This is a genomic window from Hymenobacter ginkgonis, assembly GCF_009755225.1.
Classification (GTDB): Bacteria; Bacteroidota; Bacteroidia; order Cytophagales; family Hymenobacteraceae; genus Hymenobacter; species Hymenobacter ginkgonis.
The window spans coordinates 104159-117218 of record NZ_WQKZ01000006.1 but is presented as its reverse complement, the minus strand read 5'-3'; the positions used below and the strand labels follow the sequence as shown (position 1 = coordinate 117218).

The window sequence follows — 13060 nt, the reverse complement described above, 5'->3', positions numbered from 1 at the left end:
AGGGAATTCTGAAAAGCGAGGGGAGTAGGCCGGGCAGTTAGTCCGCCGCCCCTACCCCCCTTCCAGCTTAGAAGGTAAGATTGAGGCCCAAAATCAGCGTCTTCGACAACGGCAATCCGCCGTAATCAGTGCCCGATACGAAGGTGCCGGTGTTGCTGGTGTTCACGGCGTCGGGGTTGAGGCCGCCGTAGTACTTATCGTGGCCAAAGAAGTTTTCGGCCGTTACGTACACGCGGGCACCCTGGGCCACGCGCTTGTTGATGAGCAAGCCCAGGTCGTAGCCCACCGTGATGGTGCGCACCCGGTAATAGTCGGACGAGTACAGCCAGTCGGTGTTGCGGATAAAGCCGAAGCTGCCGGTAGCCTTGCCCTTCACGCCGTTGCCGGGGTTGTCGGCCGATTCCCAGCGGTCGCGCACGCGGCCCAGGGCGTTCTCCTTATAGCCTACGCTGGTGCGGTCGATGGCGCGGCCCAGGGTCGAGTAGATGGAACCGCCGTTCTGGCCCTGAATGAGGAAGCTCAAATCAAAGCCCTTGTAGCGCAGCGTGTTGGTAACGCCCCAGGTGTACTTGGGGGTAGGGTTACCCACTACCTGGCGGTCGTTGCTGTCGATTTTGCCGTCGCCGTTGGCGTCTTCGTACTTGGCATCGCCGGCAGTTTCGGAACCGAACAACGCCACTTTATTATCAATATCGGCTTGGGTGAGAATACCGGTTTGCTTCACTACAAAAATGCTGTAGATAGGCAAGCCCACGCGCAAAATATTGCTCGGCGTGTCGAGGCCGTTGGGCACTTCGATGGTGGCATCGCCGGGGCCCAGGTGCTTCACTTCATTCTGGTTGTGGCTCAGATTGAAGGAGGTAGTCCAAGAGAAAGCACCTTCTAAGTTGCGCGAAGTAGCTTCGAGTTCCCAGCCGCGGTTTTGCACTTCGCCAATGTTAACGAGGTTGGTGCCGAAGCCCGAGGCCGTGAGCACCGGCACGTTCAGGAGCAGGTCTTGGCTGGTTTTGGTGTAATAGTCGGCCGAGGCCGTGATGCGGTTCTTGAGGAAGCCCACGTCCACCCCGAAATCGACGGTGCGGTTGCGCTCCCACTTCAGTTCCGAGTTGCCTACTTTGTTGGGCGCCTGGCCCGTTACCTGGGTGCCCGCCGTGCCGCCAAAGGCGTAGTTGGCGAAACCTAGCGTGGCAATGCTGCTGTAGTCGCCAATGGTATTATTGCCCGAGTAGCCCAAGCTGGCCCGCAGTTTCAGGTCGCTCACGGCCGTGAGGGGCAGCATGAAGGCCTCTTGCGAAATGCGCCAGCCCGCTGACAAAGCCGGGAAGATACCCGCCTGGTTTTCAAAGCCGAAGCGCGACGAGGCATCGCGGCGCACGCTGGCCGACAGCAGGTAACGGCCGTCGAAGGCGTACTGCAAGCGGCCGAAGTACGAGAGCAGTACGCTCTGCGATTCGGTGGTGTAGTTGCTGCCCGTGCCCGAGATGTTGGTGGCCGCGTTCAGCGTCGTGACGGTGTTGTTGATGAAGCCGCCGGTGGCCGCCAAGGCCACGTTGTCGAGCTTGGCGAAGTTGTAGGAGAAGCCAGCCAGCGCCGAGAAGTCGTTCTTCCCGATGACTTTGCTATAAGTAGCCGTGTTTTCGTTCACGAACGTTTGGCGACGGAACGCGCTGTACGAGCCCGAGGCCAGCGACGTCGCCAGGTTGCGCGTGGGCGGCTGGTACGACTTAGACGTCACGTCGCTGTTGTCGAAGTTGAGCGTCGAGCGCAGGCGTAGACCCAGAACTGGCTGCAACTCGGCGAACACCGTACCCAGCGTGCGGAACGTGCGGGTGTCGCCCTGGTACGCCTTGATAACGCTGATGGGGCTGGCCGTGGACACGCCCCAGCGGTAAGCTTCGTTTTTGCCGTAGGCGGTGTTAATGCCGGCCGAATCTTCGGCAATGGGCGTTTCGGACAGTATCTGGTGCAGGCGGCTATCCTTGCCCTCAATACCCGCATCGGTGGCAATGGAGAAGGTAGGGGTCAGGGTCAGGCCAAACTTGAGCTTGTCGCTGGCTTTCACTTCCACGTTGGCGCGGGCCGAATAGCGCTTGTAGCCCAGCCCGATGGCGATGCCGTCTTGGTTAGTGTAGTTGCCCGATACGTAGTAGTTTACGTTGTCGGTAGCGCCCGAGGCACTTACCTGGTAGTTTTGGCTGAGCGCGCTGCGAAACAGCTCCTTCTGCCAGTCGATGTAGGTGAGGCCGGGGTGGCCGGGTAGGGCCCAGCGGTCATCCAGTATCAGGTCGGGGTTTACGGCGTTGCCGGTGAGGCCCAGGATGCGCTGGCGCTCGGCGGTAGTTTGGCTGGCCGTGCGGCCCGTGCCCGATTTCACCCAGTTGTTGTTGATGATTTCGGTGGCCTTGGCGGCCCACTCGTCGCCGTTGAGCAAGTCAAGTTGCTTGGCGGCCTTCGAGATACCAGCGAAGGAGTTGATGCTGATGATGGCCTTGCCCGTGCGGCCGCGCTTGGTGGTGATGAGCACTACCCCGTTGGCCGCCCGCGAGCCGTAGATAGCGGCCGCGGCCGCATCTTTCAGTACCTCAATATTTTCAATATCATTGGGGTTGATGTTGTCGAGGGGGTTGCCGCTGCTAAAGCGGCCGCCGCCATTGGCCGCCGCCGTTTCGAGCGGAAAGCCGTCAATCACGTACAGCGGCTCGTTGCCGGCCGAGATGGAGCCCGCACCCCGCACCTGAATGCTGAAGGCCCGGCCTGGTACGCCCGACGTTTGCTTCACCTGCACACCGGCCAGCTGGCCTACCAGCGCCTGGTCGACGCGGGCAATGGGGCGCTCCTCCAGCTTTTTGGCGTCGAACGAGGCGATGGCGCCCGTCACGTCGGCCCGTTTCTGGGTGCCGTAGCCCACCACTACCACGTCGTCGAGGCTCTTGGCATCGTCCACCATTTTGATGGCAAACTTCTCGGGGCCGCTAAACTTACGCTCCTGCGTTTGGTAACCCACAAAGCTGAATACCAGCGTGCCAGCCGTTTCGGGCGCCGCCAGGGTAAAGCTACCGTCGGGGCCCGAGGTGGTGCCGCGGGTGGTGCCTTTGAGCACCACCGTTACGCCGGGCAGGCCTTCGCCGGTGGGGGAGGTAATGCGGCCGGTGAGCGGCCACTCGGCCACGGCGCGGGGAGAGGTAACGTGGGCCAGGGCAGCTACCGGCGCTGCACTAGCCAGCAGCAGCGGCAGGCAGCACACCAGCAGCCGACGACGGGGCCAAGCGTAATGTTTAGACATTGGAAGGGTGGGTTTTATAAAGACGGAAGTAGTGCGTGAGTAAGGAGAAACTCACCAATAATTAACCAATATTATCCAGTTTTTCGCTCGACACTCTCCTGTAGACTACTGGCTAACCAGGAATTTATTAGCCCCTACCCCACCCGCAGCACGAAGGCCGAGGCTGTGCCCGCCGCCCCGCCCTGCGAGGCGCAAAAGAGGTATTCGGGGCGGCCATCGCGCAGCAGCAGCTGCGGCCGTTCGAGCCGGCCGTAGCGCTTGAGGTTGGTGGGGGCCGGGGGCTGCGCCACGCCGTAGTCGCGCAGGGGCAGGAAGGCAATTTTAGGGAACGTCCAGGCTTTGCCGTCTGCCGATTCGAGGTACAGGCCCACGTCCTGGCTATACACGCCCATGTCGCGGGCCAGCAGGTTGAACTTGCCGTGCTGCCACCACACAAAGGCATCCTCAAACTGCTTGTTCTGCCCCTGCCCCGAAAAGTCGATAACTGGGTTGCCGGCATACTTTACATAAGGCCCGACGAGGTGCTCGGCCACGGCCAAGCCGTACTTGCGGTTGCCCCGGATGGGCTGGCCCTGCGCGGCCTCGTACTCGGCCGTGTTCCACGATTTGTAGTAGAGCCGGTACTCGCCGTTGGGGTGTTTGATGAAGGCGGGGTTGGTGGTGCAGTGGTCGTCCCAGGCGCCGGCGGGGCCGGGTAGCAGCAGGGGTTGGTCGGGGCGCGTCCAGGGGCCTTCGAGGGTGGGTGCGGTGGCCAGGCCGATGCGCTTGGTATCGGTTTTACCGTTCGAATTGCCCATAAAAAACAGGCAGTACTGGCCATCAACAAACTGAATGCTGGGGTTGTGGCAAGTAGTGGCATCCCAATAGCCGGGGCCGCGCGGAGCCAGCACGGTTTCGCGCACTTCGTAGGGACCCTCGGGCCGGGCGGCCACGGCGCGCACTATTTCGGAGCCGTTGAGCCAGCCGCCCATGCCTTTTTTGGCGTCCCAGCGCGAGAAGAACACGTGCACCCGGCCATCGGGCCCGTAGATGGGCGAGCTGCACCACACGTAGTAGCCGGGCAGCTCCAGCACGCGCCCCACCGGCCGCAGGTGGCGGCTGAATTTGGCAAAGTCGCGCCGCGGATAGGTAGCATATGTGCTGAGGCGGCCAGCACGCGCCCACGCTTGCGCAAACGGGGCCAGTAGCAAGCCAGTTAGAAAGGTGCGGCGGGTGGGCATGGGTAGGGCGCTGAGTCTTTACTCAAAAATGCGCCAGCCCTACCCCCCTCACTCTCCTGCACTGTGCGGGTAGGGCTCCCGCCAGACCAAGGGGCGTCCTGCCCTACCCCCTACTTTTTCAGCAAGTACTTCTTCAAATCCAGGCCCTTTGCTTCGCGGATGCCTTCGGCCACGGCTTCGGCATTGAGCTTGGCGCCGGCCTCAATGGTGTGGGTGTGGTCGGTGGTATTAAAGTAGGTGCTCTTAACTAGAGCCTCGCCGGCGCGGTCGTACTTGTCGGCAATAAGCTGGTTGAGGTCGATGAAGGTGGCTTTGGCCTGGCGAGCGGCTTCGGCGGCCCACTTGCCATAGTCGGCGCTGCTGCGGTTCACCTTGCCAGCGGTCCAGGAGTTGCGCGGAATGGGCGAGCACACCACCACCGTGGCGCCCTGCTTTTGCGCCTCGCCGATGAACTGCCGCAGGTACCAGCCGTAGCTGTGCACCACTTCTTTTTGCTTGGTGAGGTAGTTATAGACTTCCTGGCTTTCGTCGCCGTTGCTCTTGATGGTACCCCGCGCCCGCGTCGAGTCGGTGAGCGGGCTGCTATCGTTGTGCCCAAACTGCATGATAACGTAATCGCCGGGGCGAATCTTGGTGCGCACTTTTTCCCACAGCCCTTGGGTGCGAAAGGTGCGGCTGCTGGTGCCGCCGCGGGCGTCGTTTTCTACCCGCAGGCGGGTGGTGTCGAAAGCGGCGGGCAAGTAGTTGCCCCAGCCCCAGAGGCCGCCGTCGCCGCGGCCCTGGCCGTTTTTCACCGTCGAGTCGCCGATGAGGTAAAGCGTGGGGCGGGGGGTAGGCGCCGCCACATTTAGGAGAAAAGTGGCGAAGAGGGCGAGGGCAGCCAGGGGCAGAAAGCGGGTGGGTTTGAGAAGCATGTGGAGTGTAGGATTTTTAAGTCTGTATTTTGAGCAAAAAAGAACGGCCTGCTGAGCCCCGCGAAGCATCTTGCTCGCCTCCTCGTGACAACGATTTAATTAGCGCTGCGAGCGAGATGCTTCGCGGAGCTTAGCAGGCCGTTCTTTTTTGTGTTCTACTAATTTTTAAACCGCAGTCACCCTACCCTACTTCGCGGCCGCTAGCGTGAGGCTACCCGGCGCCAGCCCCGGCGCGGTGGCCTGCACCGTGATGCTGCCGCCCGGCGCGCTGGCCCGCACAATGGCCAGGCACTGGCCCAGGTACGTGGCGCGCACGCTCGCTTGGTAGGCTTCGTGGCTGCGCACGTCGCCGTTGTCCACCGCGATTACGCGGCCGGGGCCACTGGCGCTGAACGTGATTTGCTGGGTGCCATTGGGGCAGGGCACGCCGTTAGCGTCTACTACGCGGGCGGTGATGTAGGCCACCTCGTCCCAGCCGGGAGCGAGGGTAGGGCGCTCGGTGCTGAGTACGACCTTGGCGGGCGCGCCAGCAGTGCGCAGCTCGTCGGCAGCTACTTCCTTACCCTTGTTGCGGGCCACGGCGCGCAGGGTACCCTTGGCAAAGGTCACATCCCAGGCGCGGGGGCTGTCGTCGGCGGGCTTGGGCTTGGCGCCGAGCGATTTACCGTTGAGGAATAGCTCTACTTCGTCGCAGTTGCTGTATACCTGCACTTTGGCATCGTCGTAGGTATCGAAGTCGGTGGGCGTCCAGTTGGCTACCCAGGCCCCGGCGCCGGCGTTTTCTTCGCGGCGCACCACGTGCACCACGGGCTGCGTAGCCCACCAGCTTTGGCGTTGGTAGCCGAGCGGCCGCCAAAAACCGGCCCGGTCAAACAGGCCCTGGTTGTTGGTGGTTTCGGGCCAGTCGGCCTCGCCGAGGTAGTCGAAGCCCGTCCACAAAAACTGGCCGGCCATAAAAGGCTTGTCGCGTAGGGCCAGCCAAGCGCTGAGCACGTGGGTATTTTCGGTGCCGATGACCTTGCGGGCGGGCTTGGCTTCGTGGGCAGCCACCAGCTCATTTTCGCGGTAGTTCTGGCCCACCACGTCCATGGTTTCGGCAAAGCCATTTTCGTACACCTTCGACTGGCCGGGCCGAAACAGCGCCATCGTCACGGGGCGTGTGGGGTCGAGCTGGTGCACCATATCCTGCTGCTCCTTATACTTCTGGAAGCCGGCCGCGTCGTTGAGGTTGTCGTGAATTTCGTTGCCCACGCTATAAAGCACGATGCTCGGGTGGTTGCGGTCGCGACGCACTAGGTCGCGGGTGTCGGCGCGCCACCACTCCGTAAAGAAGCGGTTGTAGCCCTGCTCGCCGTTGTTTTTGGCGGCCGTCCAGGTATCGAAGGTTTCATCGAGCACCAGAAAGCCCAGCCGGTCGCAGAGGTCCAAAAACTCGGGCGCCACCGGGTTGTGCGCCGTGCGAATGGCGTTCACGCCCACCTGCTTCAGCAAATTCAGGCGGCGCTCCCAGGCTGCCAGCGGCACGGCCGCGCCGAGCGCGCCGGCGTCGTGGTGCAGGCACACTCCCTTGATTTTGAGGTTCTCGCCGTTCAGCCAAAAGCCGGTGGCCGCCTCAAATTTTGCCTCGCGAATGCCGAGGGGGGTAGCCTGCTCGTCGAGCACCGCATTGGCCTGGCGCAAGCGGGTAATAGCCTTATACAAAACCGGTTGCCTAACGCCCCAGCGCTGTGGCTTGGGCACGGCGATTTCCTGGGTGAAAACCACCGTACTGCCGGCCGCTACCGGCTGGCTGGTTTGGGTAGTTTTAACGACCTTGCCGGCCGGGTCGAGCACGGTGGTTTCGACCACGTAGGTGCCGGCCTGGGCGGCTTGATTCATTACTTCGGCCTGCACGCGCACGGTGGCCTGGGCGGCGCTCACCTGCGGCGTGGCCACGTACACGCCCCACTGCGCAAAGTGCACCTGGCTGAGGCTGACCAACCTAACGTGCCGATAGATGCCCGCCCCGGTGTAGTAGCGCGAGGCTGGTTGCACCGAGTTGTCGGCGCGCACGGCCAGCACGTTGGCTTGGCCGGGGCCGTAGTTGAGCTTACCAGTCAGGTCGTAGGCAAAGCTGCTGTAGCCGTAGGGCCGCTGGCCCAGCTGCTGGCCGTTGAGCCAGACTTCGCTGTTGGCCATCACACCGTCAAACTCCACCATTACGCGGCGAGCGCGGTCGGTTTCGGGCAACATAAACTGCTTGCGGTACCAGCCCACGCCGCTGGGCAGGTAGCCCCCGCCGCGGCCGGTGGGCGCAGCCTGGTCATAGGTACCGGCAATGCTCCAGTCGTGGGGCACGGCCACGGTCGTCCACTTGGCATCGTCGAAGGCGATTTGCGCAGCCGCGGGCGCATCTTGCTGCAAGAAGCGCCAGTCGGCATCAAACGCCGTGACGGTGCGGGCCGGCGCTTGCGCTTGAGCCGCTAGCACACTGAGCACTAGCCCAACGGGCAGCCCCAGCCAGCGCAGGGGGGTAGGGAAAGGGGATACAGGCACGGGTGGGGAAAGAAAAACGAAATGGGTCGGAGCCACGAACCGGCCGGCAAGAACGACGGGGGGCGGGGCGGGGGCCTTCCCGCACTCTCCTGCCGGCCTACTTTACCCCTGCGCCACCCCACAGTGCAGGAGAGTGCTACGCCGCAGTAGCGCGTGCTTGCGGCTCGCTTCTCCCCTACCCCCACCCGGCTGCCCATGCGCTTTCTGCTACCTCTTTTTGTGGCCCTGGCCTTGCTGGCTAGTCCAGCGCGCGCCACCGTCACGCTGCCCGCCCTGCTCACCGACAACCTGGTATTGCAGCAAAAAACGACTGTTAGCCTCTGGGGCTGGGCCGCCCCCGGCGAGGCCGTGCGCGTCACCGCCAGTTGGCCTAAAGGGGCCGCAGCCACCGTGGCCGACGCCCAGGGCAACTGGCTGGTGCACCTGCCCACGGGCAAAGCAGGCGGGCCCTACACGCTCACGGTGCAAGGCAGCAACACGCTCACCATCAACAACATTTTGCTGGGTGAGGTGTGGCTGTGCGGCGGCCAGTCGAACATGAATTTCACTATCAGCCGGGTGCCTTCGAGCTGGAAGACGGGGGTAGTAAACGCGGCCGAAGTTATTCCGCAGGCCAACTACCCGGCCATCCGGATGTTCACGGTGGCGCAAAAAGTGGCCGACACACCGCAGCGCGATGTAGAAGGCAAATGGGCGGTGTGCAGCCCGGCCACGGTGGGCGAGTTTTCGGCCGTAGCCTACTTTTTTGCCCAGGAAATCCACCAGAAAACCGGCTTTCCGGTGGGGCTCATTCACTCGAGCTGGGGCGGCACGCCGGCCGAGTCGTGGACGCGCCAGGGGGTGCTGGCCCAGGACTCGGCGCTCCGGCCCATTTTGGTGCGCTACCAGCGCGGGCTGGCCACCTACCCCGCCGACAATGAGGCCTATAAGCAAGCCAAGGCGGCCTACGACCAGGCCCGCGCCACCGACCCGCACACGGCCCTCCCCGCCCCGGTAGCGCCCCTCAATGCGAGCAGCAACAAGTCGCCCTACAAGCTCTACAACGGCATGATTAAACCGCTCATTCCGTACACGCTGCGGGGCGTGCTGTGGTACCAGGGCGAGAGCAACGCCGAGCGTGGCTACCAATATCGCACGCTGTTTCCGGCGCTCATCGAGAGTTGGCGCGCCGAGTGGCACGCGCCTGATATGCCGTTTTACTTCGTGCAAATTGCCCCGCACCGCACCCAGAATGCCGACATCCGCGATGCCCAATTGTACGCATTGCGCACGGTACCGCACACCGGCATGGCTGTGATTACCGACTGGGGTGACTCAGTAGATATTCACCCCCGCAACAAGCAGGTGGTAGGGCATCGGCTGGCGCTGTGGGCCCTGGCCCACGACTACGGCCAGCGCGGAGAGTTTGCGGGGCCGCTTTACCAAAGTATGCAAGTAAAAGATGGGCAGGCTACGCTGCGCTTCGACCACGCCAACGGGCTGGCGGCGCTCAATAGCATCTCGCTGCGCGACTTCACTATCGCGGGGCCCGACAGCGTGTTTGTGCCCGCCCAAGCGCGGGTAATAGGCCATAAGCTAGTGGTAGTGAGCAGCCCACAGGTGCCGCACCCGGTGGCGGTGCGCTACGGCTGGCGGCCTGTGCCGCACGGCAACCTCGTGAATGCGGCCGGGCTACCCGCCTCGCCGTTTCGCACCGATGGGTGGCGGCTGCCTACGCAGGGCTTGCGCTAAGTTGAGCTGGCGCTGAGTAGCACTGCCTCACGCTAAACTGGGTAGCGGCCGCCTAATTCTGAAGCTAATTAAGCAGCCAAATGGCTATAGTTCAGGGCCTAAATAAGCCAGAATCGGTCAAATTTACACAATCGTTTGCAATAGCAGGAGGGAGCAGGAAAGCCCTGGTTTTGAGCCCTTCTACTTTCACAAAAAAAATCACCGAAGAAGGCAACTGCCGGCTTCGTTCTTTCCCACCCACCTTTATGAAAAAACTGTACTGTGCAGTCGGCGGCTTGCTTTTGCTGCTGTTGCTCGTGGCAAGCACCGCCCGGGCCCAGACCACTCCCATTACGGGCAAAGTTACTACCCCCGCCGGCGAGGCCCTGCCCGGCGTAACGGTGCTGCTCAAGGGCACCACCAACGGCACGGGCACCAGCCCCGACGGCACGTTTCAGCTGAATGTACCGGGCGGGCAGGGCACCCTGGTGTTCTCCTACGTGGGCTACGTGAGCAAGGAATTCAAGCTCGCGCCCGGCCAAAAAGCGGTCAACCTCCAGCTCGAAACCGACAACAAGAGCCTCGACGACGTGGTGGTGGTGGGCTACGGCACCCAAAAAGCCTCGAACGTGACCGGCGCCGTGACGGGCATAACGGCCAAGGAAATTGAGGAGCGGCCCGTCAACCGCATCGAGAACGCGCTGGCGGGCCAAATGCCCGGCGTATCGGTGCAGTCGGTATCGGGCGAGCCCGGCGCCGACCTGCAAATCCGGGTGCGGGGCACGGGCTCCATCAACGCCTCAACCGAGCCGCTGTACGTAGTCGATGGCGTGCCGGTGGACAACCTGCGCGGCATCAACCCCACCGACGTGGCCAACCTCGAAGTGCTAAAAGATGCCTCGGCGGCCGCTATTTACGGCTCGCGCGGCTCCAACGGGGTAGTGCTCATCACCACTAAGCGCGGCAAAATCGGCAAGGCGGTGCTGCAATTTTCGGGCTTCGCGGGTGTGCAAACGCTGGAGCGCCGCATTAAGGTGCAAACCGCCGAGGAGTGGATTCAGATGCGCAAGGATGGTATCGACGAAGATTGGGTAAAGCAAAACCCCATCAACCGCGCCGACGACCCCATGAGCGTGCGCAAGGCCCGCCTGGGGGGTAGCGCTATCAGTTCGACGAGCTACTACCGCTACCTCTACGACCCCAAATGGGCCTACGGCACCGACAGCCTGGCGTATACCGATTGGCAAAAGGCGTTTTTTAAGCCCGCACCTATGCAGCAGTACACGCTGGGCGTGTCGGGCGGCACTCAAGATTTCAACTACAGCATCAACGGCTCGTACCTCAACCAGCAGGGCTTAGTAATTAACACGGGCTTGCAGCGCGGCACGCTGCGCGCCAACTTCGACGCCAAGGTGCGCAAAGGCATTCGCCTGAGCCTCACGCTGGCGCCCTCGCTCGAAGGCTCGAACCTGGGCCGCGTCGATGGCAAAGACCAGCAGGCGCTCAACGCCATTCAGATGCCGCCCGTGGGGCCGCTCGACGCCGGCGAGCTCGTGGGCGCCCAGCCTTACAGCGCCTACGCTTGGTCGGGGCGCTACATCAGCCCGGTGGCAGTGCTGCAACGCACCCAAAATAGCACCAGCCGTTTCCGCCTCAACGCCAACCTGGGCCTGAACGTGGACCTGGCCCCTGGCTTGCAATTGCAGCTACTGGGGGGTGTAGATAATACCTATTACATCAACAACTCGTTTTCGCCCACCAACGCCTCGCGCGACTGGGCTACCTCGCCCAACGATGGCTACCTAAGCACGGCCTCGCGCACCCAGAACTTTAGCACACGCTACTTGGCTCAGAGCGTGTTGAGCTATACTAAGCAGTTCGGCGACCACTCCATCAATGCCATCGCGGGCACCTCGCTCGAAACCACCCGGCAGGACAACAGCGGCCAAACCGCCAGCCGCCTGCCCAACGACTGGTCGGGGCTGTTCAACAGTTCCAACTCGGTGACGACGACCTTCACCTCGGTGCCGTACAAGACGGCGCTGGTGTCGTTTTTTGGCCGCGCGCAGTATGGCTACAAAGACAAATACCTGGTTTCGGCCAGCTTGCGCGAAGATGGCTCGTCGAAGTTCGGCGCCAATTCGCACTGGGGCTTGTTCCCGGCCGCGTCGCTGGGCTGGCGCTTGTCAGAAGAGCCATTTTTGAAAAGCGTGACCGCCGTGAGTGACTTGAAGCTGCGCGCCAGCTTCGGCGTAACCGGCAACAACCGCATCCCCGACAACGTGCAGTACGGGCTGCTTAACCCCGGCAACTACTCGCTCAACGGCGTGGCTCAAACCGGCTACGTGCCCGCCAACTTCGCCAACGAAAACCTACGCTGGGAGCAAACTACGAGCTACGACGCCGGTATCGACTTTGGCATGCTTGGCAACCGGCTGCTGGTGTCGGGCGACGTGTACACGCGCACCACCAAAGACTTGCTGCTCAATGCCGTGCAGTCGGCCGTAACGGGCTTCAACAACAGCTACCAGAACGTGGGCAGCGTGCGCAACCGCGGCATCGAGTTGGGCCTGAACTCGCGCAACATCGTAGCTTCCAGCTTCACATGGGGCACCAACTTCAACGTGTCGTACAACCAGAATGTGGTGCTGAAGCTCGGCGATGCTGACACGCCCATTCCATCGGGTTTCACCAACCTCACTTCCATCATCCGGGTCGGGGAGTCCATCAACTCGTTTCTGCTTTACGACGCCATTGGAGTATATAAAAACCAGGCGGAGATTGATGCTAGCCCGCACATGGCCAAGTCTATCCCCGGCGATTCGCAATACCGCGACGTGAACAACGACGGTGTGATTGACAACAACGACCGCACCATCGTGGGGAGCCCGCAGCCCAGCTTCATCTACGGCATGACCAACACGTTTACCTACAAGAAATTCGACTTGAGCATCTTGGTAAACGCGCAGCAGGGCGGCTACATCTACTCGCTCATTGGCCGCTCTATCGACCGGCCGGGTATGGGCTACCTCTACAACCACCTCGAAAACTGGAACAACCGCTGGCGCTCGCCCGACAACCCCGGCGATGGCATGACGCCGAGCATCAACGCTACCACCGGCGCCTACTACGACACGCGCTGGCTGTACAAGTCGGACTACATCCGCATCAAGAATATCACGCTCGGATACAACCTGCCCACGACCCGCTTCTACAACCGGGCCCGCGTGTACGTGGCCCTCGAAAACGCCTACCTCTTCACGCACTATGCCGGCGGCTTCAGCCCTGAAGCTTCGAACGCGCCCTCCGGCGACTTGGGCAGCTACGACTACGGCGGTTACCCCCCCGCCCGCGTCTACACGTTCGGCTTCAACATCAGTTTGTAAGCTCTTTCCCCA

6 protein-coding genes are annotated in these 13060 nt (G+C 62.3%); 2 read left to right on the top strand and 4 right to left on the bottom strand.

The window, feature by feature from the left end; translation table 11 throughout:
• Window positions 1-67 precede the first annotated feature (67 nt).
• The 4 genes from GO988_RS20370 to GO988_RS20355 all read right to left on the bottom strand — a co-directional run bounded on the left by GO988_RS20370 (window position 68) and on the right by GO988_RS20355 (window position 7952).
• Complete coding sequence (locus GO988_RS20370; RefSeq protein ID WP_157569069.1) at window positions 68-3283, bottom strand: SusC/RagA family TonB-linked outer membrane protein; 3216 nt, start codon at window positions 3281-3283, stop codon at window positions 68-70.
• A gap of 134 nt (window positions 3284-3417) precedes the next feature.
• A complete protein-coding gene (locus GO988_RS20365; protein ID WP_157569067.1) occupies window positions 3418-4503 on the bottom strand; it encodes a glycoside hydrolase family protein in 1086 nt (361 codons plus the stop codon).
• A gap of 110 nt (window positions 4504-4613) precedes the next feature.
• Complete coding sequence (locus tag GO988_RS20360; RefSeq protein WP_157569065.1) at window positions 4614-5417, bottom strand: rhamnogalacturonan acetylesterase; 804 nt, start codon at window positions 5415-5417, stop codon at window positions 4614-4616.
• Window positions 5418-5603: 186 nt separating this feature from the next.
• Window positions 5604-7952: a glycoside hydrolase family 2 TIM barrel-domain containing protein gene (locus GO988_RS20355; protein ID WP_317164941.1), complete on the bottom strand. Its 2349-nt coding sequence runs from the start codon at window positions 7950-7952 to the stop codon at window positions 5604-5606.
• A 195-nt stretch (window positions 7953-8147) separates the two neighbouring features.
• Between GO988_RS20355 and GO988_RS20350 the strand changes: the two genes are divergently transcribed.
• Together GO988_RS20350 and GO988_RS20345 are read left to right on the top strand one after the other, a co-directional pair.
• A complete protein-coding gene (locus tag GO988_RS20350; RefSeq protein WP_157569063.1) occupies window positions 8148-9683 on the top strand; it encodes a sialate O-acetylesterase in 1536 nt (511 codons plus the stop codon).
• Between the two features lie 245 nt (window positions 9684-9928).
• Window positions 9929-13048 (top strand): SusC/RagA family TonB-linked outer membrane protein, encoded by a 3120-nt coding sequence (locus GO988_RS20345; RefSeq protein WP_198172943.1) that lies wholly within the window; start codon window positions 9929-9931, stop codon window positions 13046-13048.
• The last annotated feature ends 12 nt before the right edge of the window (window positions 13049-13060 follow it).

Bases quoted from the DNA above. Each gene is read 5' to 3' on its own strand.
- GO988_RS20370 (WP_157569069.1), bottom strand. From the start codon at position 3,283: ATGTCTAAACATTACGCTTGGCCCCGTCGTCGGCTGCTGGTGTGCTGC.
- GO988_RS20365 (WP_157569067.1), bottom strand. From the start codon at position 4,503: ATGCCCACCCGCCGCACCTTTCTAACTGGCTTGCTACTGGCCCCGTTT.
- GO988_RS20360 (WP_157569065.1), bottom strand. From the start codon at position 5,417: ATGCTTCTCAAACCCACCCGCTTTCTGCCCCTGGCTGCCCTCGCCCTC.
- GO988_RS20350 (WP_157569063.1), top strand. From the start codon at position 8,148: ATGCGCTTTCTGCTACCTCTTTTTGTGGCCCTGGCCTTGCTGGCTAGT.
- GO988_RS20345 (WP_198172943.1), top strand. From the start codon at position 9,929: ATGAAAAAACTGTACTGTGCAGTCGGCGGCTTGCTTTTGCTGCTGTTG.